The 23380-nt window shown below is 68.3% G+C and carries 18 protein-coding genes and 2 tRNA genes; 11 read left to right on the top strand and 9 right to left on the bottom strand.

Annotated features, from left to right (window positions below):
• Positions 1–175 precede the first annotated feature (175 nt).
• The 3 genes from gyrB to K330_RS24425 all read left to right on the top strand — a co-directional run bounded on the left by gyrB (position 176) and on the right by K330_RS24425 (position 5818).
• Entirely contained in the window at positions 176–2233 is a 2058-nt protein-coding gene (gyrB, locus tag K330_RS0101275) for a DNA topoisomerase (ATP-hydrolyzing) subunit B (protein WP_029202184.1), read from the top strand.
• A 238-nt stretch (positions 2234–2471) separates the two neighbouring features.
• Complete coding sequence (gene gyrA / locus K330_RS0101270; protein WP_229665807.1) at positions 2472–5075, top strand: DNA gyrase subunit A; 2604 nt, start codon at positions 2472–2474, stop codon at positions 5073–5075.
• Positions 5072–5818: a DUF3566 domain-containing protein gene (locus K330_RS24425; RefSeq protein ID WP_268238289.1), complete on the top strand. Its 747-nt coding sequence runs from the start codon at positions 5072–5074 to the stop codon at positions 5816–5818. The genes gyrA and K330_RS24425 overlap by 4 nt, the downstream gene beginning before the upstream one ends.
• A 64-nt stretch (positions 5819–5882) precedes the next feature.
• Here K330_RS24425 and K330_RS0101260 read toward each other — a convergent pair whose 3' ends face one another.
• The 3 genes from K330_RS0101260 to K330_RS18340 are packed head-to-tail and all read right to left on the bottom strand — an operon-like array spanning position 5883 to position 7930.
• Entirely contained in the window at positions 5883–6125 is a 243-nt protein-coding gene (locus K330_RS0101260) for a helix-turn-helix transcriptional regulator (protein ID WP_022920041.1), read from the bottom strand.
• A gap of 6 nt (positions 6126–6131) precedes the next feature.
• A complete protein-coding gene (locus tag K330_RS0101255; RefSeq protein ID WP_022920040.1) occupies positions 6132–6992 on the bottom strand; it encodes an ABC transporter permease in 861 nt (286 codons plus the stop codon).
• A complete protein-coding gene (locus tag K330_RS18340; protein ID WP_022920039.1) occupies positions 6989–7930 on the bottom strand; it encodes an ABC transporter ATP-binding protein in 942 nt (313 codons plus the stop codon). Before K330_RS18340 ends, K330_RS0101255 begins: the two co-directional genes overlap by 4 nt.
• 133 nt (positions 7931–8063) lie before the next feature.
• On the opposite strand from K330_RS18340, the gene K330_RS0101245 reads away from it, so the two are divergent.
• From K330_RS0101245 to K330_RS0101235, 3 genes are all read left to right on the top strand, one after another.
• Positions 8064–8140 (top strand) — tRNA-Ile (locus K330_RS0101245).
• A 31-nt stretch (positions 8141–8171) separates the two neighbouring features.
• Positions 8172–8300 carry a DLW-39 family protein gene (locus K330_RS24100; RefSeq protein WP_022920038.1) on the top strand — a complete coding sequence of 43 codons (129 nt, stop codon included), beginning with the start codon at positions 8172–8174 and terminating at the stop codon, positions 8298–8300.
• 68 nt (positions 8301–8368) lie between these two features.
• A tRNA-Ala gene (locus K330_RS0101235) sits at positions 8369–8441 on the top strand.
• Between the two features lie 135 nt (positions 8442–8576).
• On the opposite strand, the gene K330_RS0101230 is transcribed toward K330_RS0101235, so the two are convergent.
• The 4 genes from K330_RS0101230 to K330_RS0101220 all read right to left on the bottom strand — a co-directional run bounded on the left by K330_RS0101230 (position 8577) and on the right by K330_RS0101220 (position 11894).
• Positions 8577–9626, bottom strand: coding sequence for a Fic family protein (locus K330_RS0101230; RefSeq protein WP_022920037.1), 1050 nt, complete (start codon positions 9624–9626; stop codon positions 8577–8579).
• A gap of 464 nt (positions 9627–10090) precedes the next feature.
• Positions 10091–10324, bottom strand: coding sequence for a helix-turn-helix transcriptional regulator (locus K330_RS23075; RefSeq protein ID WP_229665802.1), 234 nt, complete (start codon positions 10322–10324; stop codon positions 10091–10093).
• A 107-nt stretch (positions 10325–10431) separates the two neighbouring features.
• Positions 10432–11649 (bottom strand): site-specific integrase, encoded by a 1218-nt coding sequence (locus tag K330_RS0101225; RefSeq protein WP_022920036.1) that lies wholly within the window; start codon positions 11647–11649, stop codon positions 10432–10434.
• Positions 11646–11894, bottom strand: coding sequence for a helix-turn-helix domain-containing protein (locus tag K330_RS0101220; protein ID WP_229665803.1), 249 nt, complete (start codon positions 11892–11894; stop codon positions 11646–11648). The genes K330_RS0101225 and K330_RS0101220 overlap by 4 nt, the downstream gene beginning before the upstream one ends.
• A 376-nt stretch (positions 11895–12270) precedes the next feature.
• On the opposite strand from K330_RS0101220, the gene K330_RS0101215 reads away from it, so the two are divergent.
• From K330_RS0101215 to K330_RS23065, 4 genes are all read left to right on the top strand, one after another.
• Entirely contained in the window at positions 12271–13530 is a 1260-nt protein-coding gene (locus K330_RS0101215) for an IS256 family transposase (protein WP_022920034.1), read from the top strand.
• 80 nt (positions 13531–13610) lie between these two features.
• Positions 13611–15548, top strand: coding sequence for a MobF family relaxase (mobF, locus tag K330_RS23070; RefSeq protein WP_029202179.1), 1938 nt, complete (start codon positions 13611–13613; stop codon positions 15546–15548).
• Positions 15439–17289, top strand: coding sequence for an ATP-dependent DNA helicase (locus K330_RS22335; RefSeq protein WP_229665808.1), 1851 nt, complete (start codon positions 15439–15441; stop codon positions 17287–17289). The genes mobF and K330_RS22335 overlap by 110 nt, the downstream gene beginning before the upstream one ends.
• A gap of 574 nt (positions 17290–17863) precedes the next feature.
• Positions 17864–20587, top strand: coding sequence for an HD domain-containing protein (locus tag K330_RS23065; RefSeq protein WP_084617014.1), 2724 nt, complete (start codon positions 17864–17866; stop codon positions 20585–20587).
• A gap of 292 nt (positions 20588–20879) precedes the next feature.
• Here K330_RS23065 and K330_RS0101195 read toward each other — a convergent pair whose 3' ends face one another.
• Both K330_RS0101195 and K330_RS18325 read right to left on the bottom strand, forming a co-directional pair.
• On the bottom strand, positions 20880–21380 hold the full coding sequence (locus tag K330_RS0101195) for a hypothetical protein (protein WP_022920032.1): 501 nt from the start codon (positions 21378–21380) through the stop codon (positions 20880–20882).
• Between the two features lie 344 nt (positions 21381–21724).
• On the bottom strand, positions 21725–21943 hold the full coding sequence (locus tag K330_RS18325; protein WP_420329248.1) for a hypothetical protein: 219 nt from the start codon (positions 21941–21943) through the stop codon (positions 21725–21727).
• 144 nt (positions 21944–22087) lie between these two features.
• On the opposite strand from K330_RS18325, the gene K330_RS0101180 reads away from it, so the two are divergent.
• A protein-coding gene (locus tag K330_RS0101180; RefSeq protein ID WP_156875640.1) for an IS3 family transposase occupies positions 22088–23253 on the top strand; the annotation gives its coding sequence in 2 pieces (ribosomal slippage) (positions 22088–22372 and positions 22375–23253; 1164 coding nt in all).
• Positions 23254–23380: the final 127 nt, after the last annotated feature.

The following is a 23380-nucleotide window of genomic DNA, read 5'->3' as shown; positions in this document are numbered from 1 at the left end:
GGGTGGGTCGGGGGCCGCTTCTGCGGCGAGATCGGCACGAAACGGCTCCAGAAGGCCCGTGGAATGCGGGTTTACGACCCCTGAACGGGTAACATCGACCTGTTGTCCCCGTAAGGCCCCCTACCCGAGGAGCACCGTGCCTGAGGTCGGTCCGCAGATCCCTGACGAGCCCGCGATGCCGGAGCTGCCGGAGGCGTCACCTGTCGAGGGAGACCCTGGGTCGCTGGCCACCAGCCCGGCCTACGACGCCTCGGCCATCCAGGTCCTCGAGGGCCTCGAGGCGGTCCGCAAGCGCCCGGGTATGTACATCGGCTCCACGGGCGAGCGCGGCCTGCACCACCTGGTCTACGAGATCGTCGACAACTCGGTGGACGAGGCGATGGCCGGCTTCGCCGACCAGGTGCAGGTGACCCTGCTGGCCGACGGCGGCTGCCGGGTCGTCGACAACGGGCGCGGCATCCCCACCGACATCCACCCGGTCGAGAAGCGACCGGCGGTCGAGGTCGTGCTGACGGTGCTGCACGCCGGCGGCAAGTTCGGCGGGGGCGGCTACAAGGTCTCCGGCGGCCTGCACGGCGTCGGCTCCTCGGTCGTCAACGCCCTGTCGGACCGGATGGAGGTGGAGGTCCGGCAGAAGGGCCGCGTCTACCGGCAGGCCTACGAGCTGGGCGTGCCGCTCGCGCCGCTGTCCGAGGACGAGGAGATCCCGGCCGACGAGACCGGCACGACGATCACCTTCTGGCCCAGCCCCGACATCTTCGACACCGTCGTCTTCGACTTCGAGACCCTCCGGGCGCGGCTGCAGCAGATGGCCTTCCTCAACAAGGGCCTGACGATCTCGCTGACCGACGAGCGTCCCGTCGAGCGCACCGAGGACGAGGAGGCCATCGAGGAGGACACCGACAGCGACGCCGGCCAGGCCGACAAGGACCGCGCGGTCAGCTACCGCTACGACGAGGGCATCCTCGACTACGTCAAGCACATCAACCGCAGCAAGCGGGCCGAGCCGATCCACGAGGGCGTCATCGCCTTCGAGCTGGAGGAGCCTGCGCGCAAGCTCAGCCTCGAGGTCGCGATGCAGTGGACCGCCGCCTACAGCGAGTCGGTCCACACCTACGCCAACGCGATCAACACCTACGAGGGCGGCACCCACGAGGAGGGCTTCCGCGCCTCCCTGACCCGGCTGGTCAACGACTTCGCCCGCACCAACAAGCTGCTCAAGGACAAGGACGACAACCTCACCGGCGACGACGTCCGCGAGGGGCTGACGGCGGTCATCTCCGTCAAGCTCGGCGAGCCGCAGTTCGAGGGCCAGACCAAGACCAAGCTCGGCAACTCCGAGGTGAAGGGCTTCGTCCAGGCGGCGATGACCGAGCGCTTCGGCGCCTGGCTGGAGTCGCACCCGCGCGAGGGCAGGGCGATCGTGAGCAAGGCCGTCAACGCGGCGACGGCCCGCATCGCGGCCCGCAAGGCCCGGGACGCCACCCGGCGCAAGGGCCCGCTGGAGAGCCTGGGTCTGCCCGGCAAGCTCAAGGACTGCCAGTCCAAGGACCCGGCCGTCTCGGAGGTCTTCATCGTCGAGGGTGACTCCGCGGGCGGCTCGGCCGTCTCCGGGCGCAACCCCTTCAACCAGGCGATCCTGCCGATCCGCGGCAAGATCCTCAACGTCGAGAAGGCACGCCTGGACAAGATCCTGGCCAACCTCGAGGTGCAGGCGCTGATCAGCGGCTTCGGCACCGGCATCGGCGAGGACTTCGACATCTCCAAGGCGCGCTACCACAAGATCGTGCTGATGGCCGACGCCGACGTCGACGGCATGCACATCCGCACGCTGCTGCTGACGCTGATCTTCCGGTTCATGCGCCCCCTCGTCGAGCACGGCTACGTCTACCTGGCCCAGCCTCCGCTCTACCGGATCAAGTGGTCCAACGCCGACCACCAGTTCGTCTACTCCGACCGGGAGCGCGACGCCCTCATCCAGGAGGGCACGGCCAAGGGCTGGCGCCTGCCCAAGGACTCCGGTGTCCAGCGCTACAAGGGTCTGGGCGAGATGAACCCGCAGGAGCTGTGGGAGACCACGATGGACCCCGAGACCCGTGTGCTGCTGCAGGTGACGATCGACGACGCCGCCGCGGCGGACGAGATCTTCGCCGTGCTGATGGGCGAGGACGTCGAGTCCCGCCGCGGCTTCATCCAGCGCAACGCCAAGGACGTGCGTTTCCTCGACATCTAGGCACTCCGCCACCCTCCGCCGTAGGCGTGCCGGGGGGTGGTCGGGGGGCAGAGCCCCCTGACTGACTGCATACCTGACCGACCTGACCAGACCAAGGTGAACTGTGGCTGACGACGAGACCCCCGACCTGCCCGCCGACGAGACCGGCGTGGACGTGGACGAGAACCCCGACCCGCAGACGGCGCCGGTCGACCGCTCCCCGGGCGACACCGACCGCATCGAGGCGGTCGACCTCAACATGGAGATGCAGCGCAGCTACATCGAGTACGCGATGAGCGTCATCGTCTCCCGAGCGCTGCCGGACGTCCGCGACGGCCTCAAGCCGGTGCACCGCCGCGTCGTCTACGCGATGTTCGACGGCGGCTACCGGCCCGACCGGGGGTTCAACAAGTGCGCCCGCGTCGTCGGCGACGTCATGGGTCACTACCACCCGCACGGTGACAGCGCGATCTACGACGCGATGGTGCGTCTGGTGCAGCCCTGGTCGCTGCGCTACCCCCTCATCTCCGGGCAGGGCAACTTCGGCACCCCGGGCGACGAGGGTGCCGCCGCCCCCCGGTACACCGAGTGCCGGATGGCGCCGCTGGCCCTGGAGATGGTGCGCGACATCGAGGAGGGCACGGTCGACTTCGTCGACAACTACGACGGCAAGACCAAGGAGCCGTCGGTGCTCCCGTCGCGCTTCCCCAACCTGCTCGTCAACGGCTCGGCCGGCATCGCCGTCGGCATGGCCACCCAGATCCCCCCGCACAACCTGCGCGAGGTCGCCTCCGCCGCCCAGTGGCTGCTCGAGCACCCCGAGGCGAGCCGGGAGGAGCTGCTGGAGAAGACCATCGAGCTGGTGCCCGGGCCCGACTTCCCCACCGGCGCGCTCGTCATGGGCCGGCGCGGCATCGAGGACGCCTACCGCACCGGCCGCGGCTCGATCGTGCAGCGCGCGGTCGTCGAGGTCGAGGAGATCCAGGGCCGGCAGTGCCTCGTCGTCACCGAGCTGCCCTACCAGGTCAACCCCGACAACCTGGTCCGCAAGATCGCCCAGCTGGTCAACGAGGGCCGGCTGGCCGGCATCGCCGACCTGCGTGACGAGACCTCCGGACGCACCGGCCAGCGCCTGGTCATCGTGCTCAAGCGCGACGCCGTGGCCAAGGTCGTGCTCAACAACCTCTACAAGCACACCCAGCTGCAGGCCAACTTCAGCGCCAACATGCTCGCGCTGGTCGACGGGGTGCCGCGCACCCTGCCGGTCTCGGCGTTCGTGCGGCACTGGGTCGACCACCAGGTCGAGGTCATCGTCCGGCGTACGCAGTACCGCCTCGACGAGGCCGAGAAGCGCATCCACGTCCTCCGCGGCCTGCTCAAGGCCCTCGACATGCTCGACGAGGTCATCGCGCTCATCCGCCGCAGCCCCTCGGCCGACGACGCGCGCGAGGGCCTGATCGAGCTGCTCGGCATCGACGACATCCAGGCCCGTGCCATCCTCGACATGCAGCTGCGCCGGCTGGCCGCCCTGGAGCGTCAGCGCATCATCGAGCAGCACGACGAGCTGCAGTCCCTCATCGAGGACTACCAGGACATCCTGGCCCGTCCCGAGCGGCAGCGCTCCATCATCAGCGACGAGCTCGGCACGATCGTCGAGCGCTACGGCGACGACCGCCGTACCCGCATCGTGCCCGACGAGGGCGACGTGTCGATGGAGGACCTCATCCCCGAGGAGGACGTGGTCGTCACCATCACCCGCGGCGGCTACGTCAAGCGCACGCCGGTGCGCGAGTACCGCCCGCAGAACCGCGGTGGCAAGGGGCGCCGCGGCGCCGCGCTGCGCGCCGACGACGTGGTGGAGCACTTCTTCATCACCAGCACCCACCAGTGGATGCTCTTCTTCACCAACATGGGCAGGGTCTACCGGGCCAAGGCCTACGAGTTCCCCGAGGGCGGCCCGACGGGCAAGGGTCAGCACGTGGCCAACCTCATGGCCTTCCAGCCCGACGAGCGGATCCGTCAGGTTCTCACCATCGAGGACTACCAGCAGGCCCCCTACCTGCTGCTGGCGACCCGCAACGGCCTGGTCAAGAAGTCGCGCCTGGGCGACTACGACTCGCCCCGTTCCGGCGGCCTGATCGCGATCAACCTGCGCGACGGTGACGAGCTGGTCGGTGCGCAGCTGGCCAGCGCCGAGGACGACGTCCTGCTGGTCTCCCGCAAGGGCCAGTCGGTGCGCTTCACGGCCACCGACGACGCCCTGCGCCCGATGGGGCGGGCCACCTCCGGCGTCACAGGTATGAAGTTCCGCAGCGACGACGAGCTGCTCTCGATGTCCGTGGTCCCCGACGGCGAGGACCCCTTCGTCTTCGTGGTCTTCGAGACCGGCATGGCCAAGCGCACCCCCGTCTCGGCCTACCGGGTGCAGGGCCGCGGCGGTCTGGGTATCAAGGTCGCCAAGACCAACGGCCGAGGCGGCGAGCTCGTCGGTGCGCTGACCGTGCACAACGGCGACGAGGTGCTGGTCGTGATGGAGCGCGGCAACGTGGTCCGCTCCGGGGTGGACCAGGTGCGGATCACCGGCCGCGACACCGCGGGCGTCATCTTCGCCTCCCCCGCCAAGAACGACTCGATCGTGGCCGTCGCCCGCAACGCCGAGAGCACGGCGCTGGAGGAGGTGGAGGAGATCGCCGCCGACGTCGACCTCGACGAGGACCTGCCCGCGCCCACGGCTGACGGCATACCTGCTGGTGGCGGCGCGGAAGATGTGGCCGACGGGGCCGATGGCGTACCGTCGGAGGGGTCGGTGGGTGACGGACCGGCCGACGAGACCAGCGAACCCCCCACGGGAGACGATGCATGAGCACCACCCACGGCGCCCAGCCGGGTTCGTCGACGTCTGGTGACGAGACCCAGGTCCACCCGCGGCCCGGCTCCGACGGCGGCACCCGGGCCCCGGAGGGCCGCACCGAGGGTGGCGCCTCGGCGCCCGAGTCCGGCGAGGACCGGTCGACCGCCGCCAAGATGCGTGACGGTGCCATGGCCCGCACCGCCCAGGGCCGCGACCTCGCGGCACGCAAGGCGCGGGCGCTGCGCAGCACCACGGCCGGCCTGGCCGCCGGGTCCGCCGCCGGGGCGACCGCCGGCCGGGGTGCCCCCCCGCGCGGCGCCGCCTCCTCCTCCCGTCCGGCCAACGCACCGGCCCGCGGCGGCCGTCCCGCACCGCGGCGCGGAGGACCCCGTCGCGTCCGGCTGACCGCCCAGCGGATCGACCCGTGGTCGGTGCTCAAGATCAGCTTCCTGGTCTCGGTCGCGCTCGGCATCGCCGGCGTGGTCATGGTCGCGCTGCTGTGGACAGTGCTGTCGGGGATGAACGTCTTCTCCACCATCAGCGACTTCTTCACCCAGGTGACCAGCGGTGAGACCGGCGGCCCGTCGTTCGACCTGATGGACTACTTCGGCTTCGGCCGGGTCGTGTCGCTGGCTGCCGTGCTGGGCGTGCTCAACGTCTTCCTGCTCACCGCCCTGGCCACGCTGACGGCGTTCCTCTACAACATCTGCGCCGCGCTGGTCGGCGGCACCCAGGTGACGCTCTCCGACGAGTGAGCTCACTCGGGGGCCCCGCCCCCGAGCACCCCCGCTGGGGCTCCGCCCCAGACCCCGGCAGCCCTCAGCTGCCGAGGCGGGGGAACGCCTCGAGCGAGAACACCACCTCGACCGGCACCTCGAAATAGGCGGCGATGCGCAGGGCCAGGTGCAGCGACGGGCTGTACTCACCGCGCTCGAGGTAGCCGACGGTCTGGTAGTGCACGCCCAGGGCGTCGGCCAGCTGGCGCCGGGTGATGCCGCGCTCGACGCGCAGCATGGCGATGCGGTTGTGGATGGTCTCGCTCGGAGCGGGCTGGGGGGTCATCGTCGCTCAGTAGCCCCGCTGCATCACGCGCTCGCGGGCGGCGGCGACGAGGCTGCCGGACTGGCGTCGCGCCATGCGCCGCAGCAGGACGGGCGCCACCAGGAGCCCGACGACCGCCCAGGCCAGCAGGACGACGAGGGTCAGGCCGACGTTCCACGACCCACCGATCTCGACCGCCCCGGACGCCTCGGGCAGCAGCACCGCCCGGAAGGCACGACCGATCCAGTAGAGCGGGGTGGCCTGGACCAGCCACTGCGCCCAGGCCGGCATCAGGGTCGCCGGGAAGAACAGCCCGGAGACCGCGGCCAGCACGTAGATGCCGATCATGGCCCACGCGAACCCCATCATCGAGCGGAAGACCGCGCCCAGGACCGCCCCCCACGGCATCATGGCGGCCACCGTCAGCAGGAAGACGACGAACAGGAGGGCCCACCGACCCACGCCGGTCGGCATGGTGCCCTCGGGCAGCAGCAGTGCGGCACCGACGACCGCGGGCACGACCGGGATCAGCGCGTCCACCGGGGTGACGAGCAGCTTGGACAGCAGGTGGCCCGTCATCCCGTGCGGCACCGCCTTGGCGCGCAGCAGGGTCCCGTCCTCACGCTCGGTCTGCAGCTCGCCGGCCACGCCCATGATCGCCGCCGCCACGACCCCGAAGCCCAGGAAACCGGCGAAGACATAACCTCCCGCGGTGACCAGGCCGTCGGAGAAGTCGGCGTCCCGGACCCAGAAGAGCACGACCAGGATCACGAGCGGGACGAAGAGGTTCCCGAGTCCGCTCGGCGTGCTGTACTTCCGGACCAGCGTCGTCCTGGCCTGGCGCACCGCGGCGCGCAGCACGGATGCGGGGATCGACGGGCGGCTCATCGGGTCACCTCTCGGAGGGGGTCGATGGTCGGGAGGGGGCCGACACCGTCACCGGACTCCGCCCGGCGCACGATGTCGAGATAGACGTCCTCGAGCGAGGCGGCGCGGACCTCAACCACCTGCACCTCCCCCGGGCGGCGGGCCAGCACCTCGGTCAGGTATGCGGTGGGGTCAGGCTCGGTGTGCACCGTCACCTCCCCCGTGGCCAGGTCACGGAGCCGCACCTCGCTGGAGCGTGACAGCTGCAGACGCAGCTGGTCGGGACTGCCGTCGGCCACGATGGATCCGCCGGCCAGGATGAGCAGCCGGTCTGCCACCTTCTCCGCCTCGGCGAGGTCGTGCGTGGTCAGCATGATGGTGGTGTCCAGGTCGACGAGGTCGGCGACAAGCTCGTGGACGTCCCGGCGGCCGGCGGGGTCCAGCCCTGTCGTCGGCTCGTCGAGGAAGAGGAGCTCGGGCCGGCCCACGAGGCCGACGGCGACGTCGAGCCGGCGTCGCTGACCCCCGGAGAGCCGGTCGATCCGCTTGCCCGCGTGCTCGCTCAGGCCGACCCGGTCGAGCAGCTCGTCGGTGTCCCAGGGTCGGGGGACCGCCGCGGTGCCGTATGACGCGTAGTAGCCGCCCACCACGCGCAGCAGGTCGGTCACCCTCCAGGTGGCGTGATCCCGCCAGCTCTGCAGCACCACCCCCACGCGGGCGCGCCACGCCTCCGGGGCATGCTCGGGGTCGGCGCCGAGCACGTCCACCGTGCCGCCGCTGCGCCGGCGGAACCCCTCCAGGATCTCCACCGTCGTGGTCTTGCCCGCGCCGTTGGGTCCCAGGAGCGCCACCACCTGGCCCCGCGGCACGTCGATGTCGATGGAGTCCAGCACGACGTTGTCGCCGTAGGCCATCGTCAGCCCGCGGCAGCTGATGACCGGTGTGCCAGGAGCAGTCATACGCATGAATATAGCAGGAATGCTACGGAACGGGGTAGAGGTGCTGGCACCCGGACGGTGGTCGACGCAGGCAATTTGGGTGCCGCCCGACCGTGCGGTAATCTCGTTCGTCGCGTGCCGCACGCGATCTCAAGGGCCTATAGCTCAGTCGGTTAGAGCGCTTCCCTGATAAGGAAGAGGTCACAGGTTCAAGTCCTGTTAGGCCCACCAGCACCGTCGCCGTCGTACGAGGGAGACACCCGTGAAGCGTCTGATCATGCTCGCCGCCGCAGCGGTCGGTGTGGCTGTCCTGAAGAAGATGCAGGACACCCAGGCCGAGCGTGACCTCTGGGCGGAGGCGACGGACGACGTCCACACGCCTGGTCAGTGAGCTGACCGGTACGGCGCGAAGACAACTCAACATCCCTGGTCCGCGGCCCTTCGGTCAGGACCGATCACGGGGGCGTGGCGCAATTGGTAGCGCACCTGCTTTGCAAGCAGGGGGTTAGGGGTTCGAGTCCCCTCGCCTCCACCCCAGGTCAGAGGCCCTTCCCGCACTGCGGGAAGGGCCTCTTTCGTGCCCCGTACCCCAGGAAAGTACGGCTGCAAACGCGGCGATCATGGGCCTGACCTGCAGGTATGGGGTGACGTGCGTGGTGCAACGCCGTCAAGCACTGAGCAGGACGTCGAGGACGGCAGGGGCGAAGAAGCGGCGGCGGTAGGTCTCACCCGTTGACGAGAGGACGCCGAGGTCGACCAGCTGACCGACGAGGCCGTTGGCCCGGCCGTAGGAGAGCTCGAGGTCGCGTTGGACCTGCCGCACCGTGAAGGAGGGGTGCGCGACCGCGTAGTCGACGAGGGTGTGGGCCTTGTCTGCGCGCAGAGACGAGGCGCGGATCGTCTCCTTCAGGTCCGACTGCACGTCGACGAGCCTCAGCATCTGCCCACGGGTGGTCCGCGCCGACTCCTCGAGCCCCTGGGCGAAGAAGGAGATCCACTGGTCCCACTCGCCGGCGCAGCTCACCGCCAGGAGGCGGTCGTAGTACTCGGTGCGTCGTGCCTCGAACCAGGGCGACACCGTGAGGGTCGGCTCGCTGAGGACCCCAGAGGCGTAGAGCTGCAGGACGATGAGAAGGCGGCCGATGCGTCCGTTACCGTCGTGAAAGGGGTGCAGGGTCTCGAACTGGTAGTGCGAGAGCGCCGAGACGACCACCGGGTCCATGGTGTCCTTGTGGTCCGCGGCCATCCAGCGCACCAGGTCGCGCACGTTCGCCTCGAGGTCCAACCCGGGAGGAGGGGGGACGAACCGGGCGGCCTTGACCGGGAGCTCCCCGACGGCAGCCGTCCGGCGTTGCCCGATGACGACCTGGATCGTCCTGATCTGCCCGGACGAGGGGCTCTCCGCCGGGGTGCCGCGGACCAGCGTCTGCTGCAGCTCGGCGAGCATGGGGACGGATAACGTGCGCCCTTCGTTCACCCAGCGGAAGGCCAGGTCGGCCATCGTCACGAAGTTGAGCACCTCGCGCATCGTGAGGCTCACCGGGCCCTCGTCGTCGGCGGTCAGCACCGCGTGCAGTGGCTCGTAGGTGCCCTCTAGCGCCGAGGTGCTCTGGGCTTCCCTCTGCAGTGAAGGTCGCCGGAGCAGCTGGGGGTTGGGCAGTTGACGCGCTGTGCTGTCCAGTGCCGCGAGGGCAGCGCGCGCGTTGGCGACTCGCATCCATGTCTGATAACTCAGGTCGGGCAGGTCCTCCGTCAATGGCGCGGGAACGAAGGCGGAGTGTGTCCACTCCCCGGATCGTGGGTCCACACCCGAGATCGGCACGAGGGTTCCGGTTCTCTTGTTCCCGAACATTTCGACGTCCACAATGTCAATCTACACGGACATCACAGAAACTGCGTTGGTGTGATTTGCAGTAAGCGCACATGTGTTGCCCACAGCAGCAGTGATGCGGTCGTTCCCAGCAAGAGTCCTGTTCACAGCGCTAGTCAGCCGAGTTCCGGGTGGCCTCGCACGCGCGTGGAAGGCGCGGAGCCCGCGGGTGGACCTGCGAGCGACGGCAGTGGCGACACGGACGAGCCAAGGTGCCCCCCACCTTCATCGAGCTGTCCGGCCAGGACGCCGTCGAGGTAGACGTCCAGGAATGCCGTCACGAGCCGCCCTCGAAGAGACCGGCAAACGGGTCATCGTCCGCGGCCTCGGTCACGGGGGTGGTGACCAGGTCGACCGCAAGTCCGAGGGCGGCAAGGACGTCGAGGCACCTTGCCGATCTCGGCGGAGGGACCCTTCCCCGCTTCCACGCGGGAGAGCCACTGGCGGGAGACCCCCGCCCGGTCGGCGAGAGCGTGCTGACTGAGCCCGGCCTCCCGGCGTGCTCGGCGCACCGCAGCACCGACGTCTCGGACCGTCCTGAGCATGCGACCCACTTCCCCACCGTAGATGTCACATATCTGTGACATCTTGAAATGTCACGGTACCGCGACATGTGCCCTTGTCGTCGAACTGCGACATCTTCATTCGGGGTCTAGCCAACCGAGCCGCCCAGTCGTCCGCCGAGCTGGCGCAGTGCCTCGCGCGTGGCCTGCGACGAGACCTGGGAGTAGACCTCCATGGTCATCGAGATCCGGCTGTGCCGGAGCACCGTCATCGCCACCCGCGGGTGCACGTCGAGCGAGACGAGCAGGCTCGCGCAGGTCCTCCGCGTCGCGTGCACGGGGATGATCGGGACGCCGGCCTTGCCCGCCCGGGTCTTGAACGCCGTGTGGAAGTTGCGCGGGTCGAGCGGGTCACCGAGACGGGTCGTGAAGACGAGGCCGCAGTCGCCCCACATGTCGCCGGCGGCCGCCCTTCGCCGATCCTCCTCATCCCGGTGCCGCTCGAGCGCCTGCACGGCGATGTCCGGCAGGGGCAGCGGCGCATCCGAGGAGGGGGTCTTCGTCCGTCGCCGGAGCAGCTGTCCGTCGACCCGCTGCACCTGCCAGGCGATGTACGCCTCGCCCCGCTCCAGGTCGACGTCCTCCCACGCCAGGCCGAGCACCTCGCCCCGCCGCAGCCCGAGCACGAGGAGCAGCACGTAGGCCGCGTACATCGCATCCCCGGCATCACGGGCCGACTCGAGGAACCGCCGCGCGTCGTCCACCGACCACACGGCCGATCGCTTCGCCCGGGGCACGGGCACGCGCACGAGCGCGGCCACGTTCCGGAAGGCGAGCTCCTCCCGCATCGCCTGGGTCAGTGCCCCGCGGAGCACCCGCCACGCCTGGTGGACGGTCCAGTCCGACGCGACCTCTTGGCAGCACTGCCCACGTGCGCAGCACTGCGGCTCCGGCCGGGCGGCGTCCTTGCCCTGGAAGCAGCACTGGCACCGCACCCGCAGCTCGTTGACCCAGGTCTGGACGTCGCGGACCGACAGCTTCTCGAGCTTGCGGTCCCCCAGGTCGGGAACGATGTAGAGCCGGGAGAACATCTCGTAGTTGCTCGCCGTGGCCGGGGAGAGCCCGGGGCGGACGGTCTCCGTCAGCCACTGCTCCAGGAAGTCGCGCAGGCGGGGCGAGACCGGAACGACCGGTCCGCGCCGCGCCTGCTCGTGCAGGCGGAGCCACTTCTCGTGTACCTCGGCCCGGGTCTTCCCATAGACGGACTTGCGCTGGCGCCGGCCCGCGGGGGTGGTGATCCACACGTGCGCCGCGAAGCCGTTCCGGTACGGGTAGATCGACCCCTCGCCGTTCGCGCGCCTGCTCACGGCCAGTCCGCCTCCGCCTCGGCGGCCCGCTTGGCGACGTACTCGTCGACCCACGCCGGCAGGATGCGCCTGGACCCGCCGTCCTTGAGCGATCGCAGGTCGCCGGAGATGCACATCATGCGCACCTTCGTGGGCCCGTAGCCGAGCATCTCCGCCACCTCGGGCACGCTGTACCACCGCCGCTGCAGCGGCCCCACCGGTGCCTTGCTCCGCTGCTCCGGACTCCCGCTCGCCATCGTCGACATGTCCACTCCCTTCGTTCAGGGACCAACCTCCAGTAGGCCAGATCCCGTGCGGACCAGACAGGCACTCGACCGTCCCTGTGGATAACCCACCGGACGACGAACCCGTCTACCCCCTTAAGCGGCCGAGACCCCCCTCCGGGACTCACTTTCTTGAACCTTTTTTCTGAGCAGCTCCGCGACCGACCGACACCCAGCACCAGCAGATCAAGGACACACCTGGTGCACTCGGCGAAACTCGTGAACCCCTGGGGCTCAGTGGAGTCCTGCAGAGTGGTGTACGAGCACCCGGGTGAGCGTGTCCTGCTGAAGTAGGCGCGGCCACCGGTGTGATCCTTCGAGTGATCTCTCACAACCGACTCGAGAAGGAAGCACCACGATGGCCGCTGGCCCCATTATCGACCCTGAGCAGTTCCTGCACGAGCAGCTGGCCCAGGCCAGTCCGGACCTGATGCGCGAGCTGCTGGGCACGTTCATCAACAGCCTGCTCTCGGCACAGGCCGACAGCGTGTGCGGCGCCGACTACGGCACCCGCACCACCGAGCGTACGAACCGCCGCAACGGGTACCGGCACCGCGACCTGGACACCCGCGTCGGCACCCTCGACGTGGCGATCCCCAAGCTGCGCGAAGGGTCCTTCTTCCCCGACTGGCTCCTCGAGCGCCGCCGCCGCGCCGAAGCAGCGCTGACCACGGTGGTGGCGACCTGCTACCTACTCGGTGTCTCGACCCGGCGGATGGACAAGCTGGTCACCGCCCTGGGCATCACCGGCCTGTCCAAGTCCCAGGTGTCCACGATGGCCGCCGAGCTCGACGAGCACGTCGAGTCCTTCCGCACCCGACCCCTGGAAGGCGGCCCGTACACATTCGTGGCCGCCGACGCCCTGGTGCTGAAGGTCCGTGAGGGCGGCCGCGTGGTCAAGGTGTCCGCCCTGGTCGCGACCGGGATCAACGCCGAGGGCTACCGCGAGATCCTCGGCATCCAGGTCGCCACCGGCGAGAGCACCGCATCCTGGCTCGGTTTCTTCCGCGACCTGGTCGCCCGCGGCCTCACCTCAGCGGGGCCGGTCGGGCTGGTCACCTCCGACGCCCACGCCGGCCTGGTCGAGGCCATCGGCGCCACCTTGTCGGGGACGGCATGGCAGCGGTGCCGCACCCACTACGCCGCCAACCTCATGTCCGCCACCCCCAAGTCGTCCTGGCCGTGGGTCAAGGCGCTCCCTCACAGCGTGTACGACCAGCCCGACGCCCCGGCCGTGCACGCCCAGTTCGACCGCGTCCTCGACGCGCTCACCGAGAAGCTGCCCGCCGTCGCCGCGCACCTCGAAGAGGCGAAGGCGGACATCCTGGCGTTCACTGCCTTCCCCAAGGAGGTGTGGCGCCAGATCTGGTCGAACAACCCCAACGAGCGGCTCAACCGTGAGATCCGCCGGCGCACCGACGTCGTCGGCATCTTCCCCAACCGCGAGTCCATCATCCGCCTCGTCGGCGCCGTCCTGGCCGAGCAGCACGACGCCTGGGCCGAGCAACGCCGCTACATCGGCCTGGACGTCCTCACCCGCTGCCGAGCAGCCCTTACCGAGCCAGCCGAACCGACCCAGGAGGTGAGCACCACCCTCGTCCCCGCACTGACCGCCTAACCACTCATCGAGGGATCACCGCGTACACCACTCCACCGGACTTGACCCTGGGGCTCCTTCGGCCGCCTTTGGTATACGTGATGACCTTGCACAAGCTCGCCGCAGGCAGCGGGTACACGTACCTGACGAAGCAGGTCGCGGCCCACGACGCGACGGAGAAGCGCCAGGCCGGCCTCGCCAGCTACTACGAGGAGAAGGGCGAAGCGCCCGGTCGTTGGCTCGGCACCGGCCTGGCCGGCCTGGACCTGCAGGTCGATGACGTGGTCACCGAGGAGCAGATGAAGCTGCTGTTCGGGCAGGGCCTCCACCCCCGGTCCAGCGAACCTGACGCGGCCGTCCATGGGTGGGGCAGTTTGGGGCGGGCGTTCCCGACGTTCGACGCCACGACGTTGCGGCAGGTGACGGCCCGGGCGTTCAGCGAGCACAACACCGCCCAGGGGTTGGCGTGGAACCACCCGATACCCGCGGAGGAACGCGCGCTGATCCGCACGCGGGTCGCCCGAGAGGTGTTCGAGCAGCGGCACGGCCGCGCACCCGTCGACTCGGCCGAACTGACGACGTTCATCGCGAAGGCGTCAGGGCCGGCGCAAGTGCCGGTGGCCGGGTTCGACCTGACGTTCTCACCGGTGAAGTCGGTCTCGGCCCTGTGGGCCCTGGCGCCCGCCGAAGTCGCCCAGGAGGTGGAGGCCGCGCACGAGGACGCGGTCCGCAAGACGCTGGCGATGCTGGAGCGCGAGGTGGCGTTCACGCGTGTCGGCAAGGGCGGCGTCCGTCAGGTCCCCGTGAACGGGCTGATCGCGGCGGCGTTCGACCACCGTGACTCGCGCACCGGTGACCCGGACCTGCACACCCACGTCGTCGTCTCGAACAAGGTCCAGTCGCTCCCGGAGGAGGGCGGCCGCTGGCTGACCCTGGACGGGCGGATGCTGTTCAAGGCCAAGGTGATGGCGTCTGAGCACTACAACACCCACCTCGAGGCCGGCCTGGTCCAGCGGCTCGGCGTCCGGTTCAGCGACCGCCCCGGGATGGAGGGGAAGCGGGCGGTGCGGGAGATCGACGGCATCGACCCTGCCCTGCTCAGCGCCTGGTCGTCGAGACGTCAGGCGATCGAGGCCCGGCAGCGCGAGCTTGCCTCGGCCTTCCTGGCCGACCACGGCCGGAACCCCACGACTGTCGAGTCGCTGGCGCTGGCGCAGCAGGCGAACCTGGAGACCCGCCCGGGCAAGCACGAACCCCGCTCCGAGGCCGAGCAGCGCGAGGCTTGGAACGCGCAGGCTGCCGCCGTGCTCACGCGTGAAAGAACGAGCCCGCAGGAGATGGTCGCCGCGGCGGTGGGAGCGGGGTGGGGACGCAACCAAGGACGCGGTAGGGACGCGGGCATCGTCGCAGGTCGGTGGGTAGGGACGTATCCGGGTACGTTCCCAGGGAGTGGTGGGGACGTGCGTCCCCAGGTGCTCGCTGCGCGTGTAGTGAAGGTGCTGGAGGGATCGCGGGCGACGTGGCAGATCTGGCACGTGCGCGCCGAGACCCTGCGCCAGCTCCGCACCGCCCAGGTTCCCCTGGCCCGGCTGGAGGGGTACGGACGTGAGGTGGAACGCTGGGTGCTGCAGGGCTTCTCGGTACCGGTCGGGGTCCCGCCGGAGCTGGGCGAGCCGGAGATGCTGCGCCGCCCGGACGGGCAGTCCGCGCACACGGTGCACGGCAGCCGGGCCTACACCTCCCGGGCGATCCTGGCCGCCGAGGACGAGCTCCTCGCCCTGGGGCTGCGTCGCGACGGTCGCCAAGAAGACCCGGCCGTGGTCGAGACCGTCCTGGCCGCCCAGCGCGCGGACGGTCCGAGCCTGGACCGGGTCCCAGACGGCGATGGTCCGCGCTCTGGCGACGAGCGGGTGCCGGGTGCAGGTCGCCCTGGCCCCGGCCGGGGCCGGCAAGACCGCCGCCCTGGGCGCCTTCGCGAGGGCGTGGGAAGCCTCCGGCGGCACGGTCCTGGGTTTGGCACCGACCGCGGTGGCGGCTGACGAGCTCGGTCGCGCCACCGGGATCCGCGCGGACACCCTCGCGAAGTACCTCCACGAGAACACCGGTGCCCGGGCCGGTGCGTCACCGGGGGCGGGGACGACGTCTGCCTTGGCTGGAGCGGTCGGCCCGGGGACGATGGTGCTCATCGACGAGGCCGGCATGGCAGGTACCCGTGACCTCGCAGCGGTGGTCCGACAGGTCGTCGACGTCGGAGGCAGTGTCCGGCTGGTCGGGGACGACCAACAGCTGGCCGCCGTCGCCGCAGGTGGGATCTTCCGTGACCTGGCCGAGCAGGGACACGCGCACGGCACCACCGCCACCCTGACGGAGCTGCACCGGTTCACCGACCCCGTCGAAGGGGCGGCCACCCTCGCGATCCGCGACGGCGACCCCGCCGCCCTGGATCACTACCTCGACCACGGACGGATCCACACCGGCGACACCGGGGACGTGGTCGAGGCGGCGTACGCCGCCTGGCGGGCCGACCAGCAGGCCGGGCTGTCCAGCCTGCTGCTGGCCGCCACGCGCGACACCGTTCGTGAGATGAACCAGCGCGCCCGGCAGGACCGCCTCGACACCACCGGACAGCCGCCCGCGCACGAGGTGACCCTAGCCGACGGCACCCGCGCGAGTGCCGGTGACACCGTGATCACCCGCCGCAACGACCGGCGGCTGCGGGCCGGGGACGGGTCCTGGGTCAAGAACGGCGACCGGTGGCACCTCCTGGCCGTCCACCCCGACGGGTCCGCCTCGGTAGAACGCCGGGCCCACAGAGCCCGGAGCAAGCCGGTTCATGTCACCCTGCCGGCCACCTACGTGGCCGAGCACGTGCAGCTGGGGTACGCCAGCACCATCCACGGCGCCCAGGGCGCCACCGTCGACACCACCCACACCCTCCTCACCGGGGCGGAGACCCGGCAGGCGATGTACGTCGCGCTCTCCCGCGGCCGGGAGACCAACCAGCTCTACCTCGGCGCACCCACGTCCTCCCTGGACGGTGTCGGCCCCGAGATCCATGACACGGCCGTCGACCCGCGACAGGTGCTGACCGGCATCCTCGCCCGCGACGGCCGCACACTGTCGGCGACGACCGTCGTGCGCGGCGACGCCGCCCAGCTGCTGCGGCAGGCGGTGCTGGCCTACGAGGACGCCCTACCCGTCCTGGCCCAGCAGCGCCTCGGACTCGAGCGGATGGCGGCGCTGGACGACGCCCTGGAGCGGTGGCTACCGGGCGTTACCGGACAACCGGCCTACCCGCACCTGCGGGTCAGGTCGCGCTGCGCTGGGTCGACGGCACGCCACCGCAGAGGGTGGTCGAGGAGGCGACCTGGTACCGCGGCACCCGGTCCATCACTGAGGCCGACGACCCCGCGGCCGCCCTCGCATGGCGCATCAGTGGTGCCACCCCGCCGCCCCGCCGCGACGCGCCCCTGCCCTGGCTGCCCAACGTGCCACCCGCCTTGCGGCAGGACGCAAAGACGAGCGACTACCTCGACCGGCTCACCCACCGGATCGACGACCTCAAGCAGCGTGTCGCCGACGAAGCCCGGCAGGCCTGTGCGTGCGCCCGCAGCCCTTGGCAACGGACCCTGCCCCTGGGCGTCGACGACGAGCTCGTCGGCGACCTCGCCGTATGGCGCGCTGCCAACGACATCCCGTCCACCGAGTCAAACCCAACAGGTCTCTCCAGCAGGGATCCTCATGCAGCTCAACACCAGACCCGACTCATTAGGCGACTAAGCACGGCGTCTCCAGCTCTCGCGGCGCCCAAGGCAAATGCCAGCGGCAGCCTCCGATCCAGCCAACGGCGGGCGCTACAAGCGCTCCATCCGGGTTCCTCTCAGGAGGTGCTTGGTCCACACCGCTAGCATTCCGCCGACGTCCACCCCGGCCGCGCCGCGGCCCACCCTGATGTGGGCGCCGATGTGTCCCCACCCTCCGAGAGATCTGTCGGTGATCCGACGGCGCCCAAGGTCGGCAACATGGCGGGCCGCTGACATTCGAATGCCAAGCAACCGGCCTCTCATTGCCCTCAACCCCGGTGAAGATAGTGCGGCCGACGTATCGCGCGGCCAATCGAAGTGGACCTCTGCTGGCTAACCACGCTTCGAACGAGGGTGAAGACAATAATGCAGGTTGACGGGGGTGTCGGAAACCCAGAAGCCGCCCCGGCTCAGACTACTCGGTCACCGGGGACGATCTAGCGCCCCCGCCCCCACTGGTCGCCCGGGGGGCACTGACGTGGGCACTTGCGACTCAGGCGTACGCTGCGTGCAAGGACCGCCGCGGTATACGCCTTTGACGGGAGACGAACGTGTCACTTGGCTACGAGGAGACCTCACTCTGGACCCGATCTTTGGGCGCCCAAAGCCAGGACCCCCATGGAGCACAGCGAGCTAAGCTGGCGTCGGCGTACCATGCCTTCCGAGAGCGAGCCGCGGTCCTGGCCGCAGAGATTCCGCAAGACCTTCGCGAATACACAGTTCACGACGTCACTCATCTCGACGCGCTCTGGGAAATGGCGGACGAGATCACCAATGGCACCGTCGAGCTAACTCCCACGGAAGCGTTCGTGCTTGGGGGCGCATTCCTTATCCACGACTTGGGCATGGGTCTCGCTGCATGGCCAGGCGGACTGGCGGAACTGCAAGAAGAAGACGGATGGCAAGACATCCTGGCCACCTGCATCTATCACTGCACCGGCGAACCGCCGCAGGGTGACGATCTAGCAGATCCTCCGGAACGCGCCTTACTCATGGCTAAAGAGACCGCGCTACGAGAGAGACACGCTTCACGGGCGTCGCGGTTGGCCTTCGTAACTTGGGAATCGCGCGCTTCAGGTGCGAGTTACCAATTGCTTGAGAATACGGAACTGCGGGAACGGTACGGTTCTTTGATCGGAGAAATCGCAGCGAGCCACTGGTGGAGTATTGAAGAGGTAGCAGCGCGCTTCTCAAGCGACGAGCCAATTGGTGCGCCCGTCGATTGTCCTGCGGATTGGACTGTCGATGAGTTGAAATTGGCGTGCCTGATGCGCTTAGCTGACGCTGCGCATCTAGACGAGCGACGAGCCCCGGGGTTCTTGAGAGCGATCCGCGCACCGCATGAGTATTCCGATTTGCATTGGTCATTTCAGGGACGACTTCAGCGCCCACGTTTAGCTGGGGATAGACTGGTCTACACGTCCCCGCGCGCGTTTGATGTCACGGACGCACAGGCATGGTGGGTTTGCTACGAGGCCCTTCAAATGGTGGACCTTGAACTCCGATCTGTGGATGCGCTTCTGGCCGAAAGAGACCGGCCACGTTTTGCGGCTAAGGGAGTTCGCGCAATCGAGGAACCCCGCCGCCTAGCAGAATACATCCGGACTGAGAACTGGCAACCTATCGATGCTCGACCGAGAATCAACAACGTTCCTGGGTTGGTCCGACAACTGGGAGCCGAGCGGCTTTACGGCGAGGAGCCCCTAGTAGCAATGCGTGAGCTCATTCAAAACGCACGCGATGCGTCTCGCGCGCTACAGCAAGTACTCGGAGAGCAGAGTCGTGCGATCCAAGTGGAACTGCAAGAGTCTGCAGATGGTCACTGGTTCCTGACTGTGAACGATTTCGGTGTGGGTATGTCCTCTGCGGTGTTAAGTGGCACTCTATTGGATTTTGGCCAGAGCTACTGGGGATCGCAATTGATGCGACAAGAGCACCCTGGTTTAGGCGCCAGCGGATTCTCCGCGGTTGGCAGATTCGGGATCGGCTTCTTCTCCGTCTTCATGCTAGGCGACGAAGTTAGCGTGATATCTCGGCGTTATGATGCAGCCTCGGCGGCGACGCAGGTTCTGCACTTTGGTGGCGGTGTGGCCACCCGCCCCATACTCCGTTCGGCGGAAGGCCGTGAGGTAAGGCACCATGGAGGCACATCCGTATCAGTTCGTTTGCGCCTGAACCCTTTCGAGGATGGCGGTTTGCTCCGTCACCAAGGCCGCCAATTCACGCTTGACGAGGCGTGTGCATATATGGCCCCCGCGGTCGACTGCGACATTGACGCGCGTGTCGGAGATGAGCCTTTGCGCAGGGTTATTAACGCCAACGATTGGAGGGCGATCCCCGGCTCTGCACTACTGCGTCGCATTACCGAGCGACCGAATTACGATTACGTCTTCGGGCGGGCCGCCGCTCCCGTCGAAGAAGTTGCCGAGCGCTTGGACGAGATAGTGGTTGCTGGCGAAGTCGTCGCGCGCGCGTCACTCTCGCCTGTTCCGCCGTCCATCGGCTCGAACGACGGCGTGTTCCAGGCTTCCGCGTGCGTTGCCATCGGCGGATTTCGCGGAGGAGGGGACTTGGGAGGTGTCACCGGAATCGTGAAGGGCATGCCCACTACGGCCGACCGCTTGCGTTACGACCTTGTCCCGGATCGGCAAGCTTGGTCTGCCTGGGCAAGCGGACAAGCCGAGCGATGGTGCGATTGGGTAAATGCCGAGATCGCTGATGGAAACGATGAAGCCTTCAGCATTCCTCAACTCGTCCTACGCCTCGGCGGGGACACTCAGGCGATGGTGTTTGCTCAGGTGCGCTCGGGATTTATTGATAGTTGCCAGTTCGCTGAATGGGCCCGCGAACGGAGTGAAATCGTCTTCGTTCCGCGATATACCGTAGACGTGCAATCAGGTGGGGATGACGCACATCGAGTTTGGCACAGAGACGACCACGCGTTAATTCAAATTGCAGACAACGTCGTTCTCTCTGGAACCTACGGCCAGTATGGCTCATGGAGACTATATGGCGATGAGAGGCCGGACAAAAACTTTGCGCACGAGTTGACTGACTTTGGACGGCCTCGCAACGCAAGGGGGTATTACTATGTGAAGCAACTAGATTTTGAAGGTTTGCTGATGCGAATCATCGCCGAGGCGTGGTCGGTCGACCTAGCGAGTGTGTTGGATGGGTTACTCTTTTATGGCGACGGTGAAGCTGTGGTGGGCCATGACTGTCAGGACATGGCCCACATGGCGGCCCGGGATGGGTGGATCGCGCGGCGGCCGTGAGTTGTCATTAGGCGTCTCATGCGCTTGGAGGACGCCCCTGAACAGTGGGAGGATCAGCGGGGCGCGGCCGGCCAAAGGAATTCAGGGCGCTCTCCAAGTGGCTTGGTTCCGCTGCGGCCGCAGTGTTTAGAGATGGCCCGTGGCCGGCGTTTCTTACACACAGTCGGGGGTCCCTGGTGCGGACAAGTGGCAGAGGGAAAGCGGACGACGTAGAACCGCAACGAGAATATCGGTGCTACAGCCCCGTGTAGCGTCGACGCGGCTGCGTGCGTCTTGCCGCCGGGACAGCGGGTTATGTTGACGCCACGAGGTTCATGTACGGGCCGAGTAGGAGCCAGGCGGCTGCTGCGGTCCAGACCGCAACCATTATGGTCAAATAGAACTCCTTCCACCGCCAAATGTTGCCGAATGAGGGGTCGTCACGTCCCATATCATTCGCGAATCTAAGGGTTATGCGTTGCTCCTCCCTTCTTAGATCAATCCAAGAGAACATGTTGCCGACCATCGAGGCGACAAACGCCGCTCCCGTTAGTGCCGTGAGAAGTGCGGCAGTCTTAAGGACGGCCATGGACGCTTCGGTAGTGAGGGACCATGCCTCGGCCTGGAGCACGACGAGGGAGACCGCTGCCACAGTTGCAGTTAAAATGCCCTGAAAGAGGGTGAAAGACGTATGGGTGTTAGCATCGAGAGATGACTGTTCGGCTAGAACATGCTTGTAGCGCTCTAGGGCGAAGTCGTTGCATATCACGACGGTGCGTTGGTCATGGTTCGCGCTCGGGGGCTCAGCGTTCACTACGGTCTCCTTTTAGTGCGACGCACGCTGCGCCAGTGGGATCGTGCTCCTGGGTCAGGGGTGAAACGATCGCCCCAGAGGGGCCACCGCTGGACGTGCAGACGCAGGAATGGTCATCGACACTTTACCGACGGCTTGCCCCTCCCCTGGCCGAGTTGTGCCAGCTCGGCCGAAGCCCCGTGGGACTGGTGCACTGATCCTGGATCCGCCGAGCGGGTTCGTGAGAGGCGTCGCGCGTCGCTGAAGACGATATGTGGAGCGGGTCGGGGTTCTGGGCGTGGGAGGTCCGCCGGTCTGCCCGGCTTTTCCACGTGGGTCGTTCCTCGAAGGGGCAGGGGGCAGGGTCAGGAGGGGGCGTAGGCGGCGTCGAAGAGGCCTAGCCAGGCGTCCTGCCAGGGCCAGTTCGTGGGCAGGTGCAGGTGGAATCGTCGGGCGCGGTTGGCGATACGGGCGGGGATGTTGATCAGCTGGTCGCGGATCGTGGCCGGACGGGACCGGGCGTGCGCGACCGAGGCGAGGACCCCGGCGGCGCGGGTCAGGTTGAACGCGATCGCGGCCAGCACCGTCCAGGCACCGTTGGCGCAGAAGGACCCTGAGGGGGCGTGGGCGAGCGGACCGGACTTCAGGTCCGCGATGACGGGACTGCTGCACGGGTAGGTGACATCTGATCTGTGACGCTTCGTGGCGTCGCTGGAAGGATGTGCACTGTGCCCAAGCCCTATCCCCAGGAGTTCCGTGACGACGTGGTCAACGTCGCGCGCAACCGTGAGCCTGGACAGACGATCAAGCAGATCGCCGCCGACTTCGGCATCGCCGAGTCGTGCCTGCGCAACTGGATGCGCGCGGCCGACGTCGCCGACGGTGCCCGGCCCGGGACCACCGCGGCCGAGAACGCCGAGCTGCGCGAGGCCAAGAAGCGGATCCGGCTGCTGGAGCAGGAGAACGAGGTCCTGCGCCGCGCCGCGGCCTACCTGTCCCAGGCGAACCTGCCGGGAAAATGATGTACCCGCTCGTCCGCGAGCTGGCCGGCGACGGGATCCCCGTCACGGTGACGTGCCGGGTGCTCAACCTCGCTCGCCAGCCCTACTACCGGTGGCTCGCGGACCCGGTCACCGATGCCGAGCTGGCGGCCGCCTACCGCGCCAACGCCCTGTTCGACGCGCACAAGGACGACCCCGAGTTCGGCTACCGGTACCTGGTCGACGAGGCCCGCGACGCTGGTCAGGACATGTGCGAGCGGACCGCCTGGCGGCTGTGCTCACAGAACGGCTGGTGGTCCGCGTTCGGCAAGAAGCGTGGCAGGAACGGCAAGAAGCCCGGGCCTCCGGTGCACGACGACCTGGTCGAGCGCGACTTCACCGCCGAGGCACCGAACCAGCTGTGGCTGGCCGACATCACCGAGCATCGCACGGGCGAGGGCAAGCTCTACCTGTGCGCCGTCAAGGACGTCTTCTCCAACCGGATCGTGGGCTACTCGATCAGCGACCGGATGAAGTCACGCCTGGCCGTCGACGCCCTGAGCAGTGCCGTCGCCCGCCGCGGTGACGTCGCCGGGTGCATCCTGCACACCGATCGAGGGTCCCAATTTCGCAGCCGGAAGCACGTCCGCGCCCTGCACCGCCACGGCATGGTCGGCTCCATGGGCAAGGTCGGCGCGGCCGGTGACAACGCCGCCATGGAGTCCTTCTTCGCCCTGCTCCAGAAGAACGTCCTGGACCGACGCACCTGGACCACCCGCCAGGAGCTGCGCATCGCCATCGTCACCTGGATCGAGCGCACCTACCACCGCCGCCGCCGACAGGACGCCCTCGGCCGGTTGACCCCCATCGAGTACGAGACCATCATGACCACACCGGCCGCTCACGCAGCCTGACCCAACCTGTCACCTACCCGTGCAGCAGTCCCGTCGGACGCTACGCGTTCACAGCGGCATGGTCGGACGCTACGCGTTCACAGCGGCATGGTCGGACGCTACGCGTTCACAGCGGCATGGTCGGACG

It is taken from the genome of Ornithinimicrobium pekingense DSM 21552 (genome assembly GCF_000421185.1).
Classification (GTDB): domain Bacteria; phylum Actinomycetota; class Actinomycetes; order Actinomycetales; family Dermatophilaceae; genus Ornithinicoccus; species Ornithinicoccus pekingensis.
This window is presented reverse-complemented; position numbering and strand designations above follow the sequence as displayed.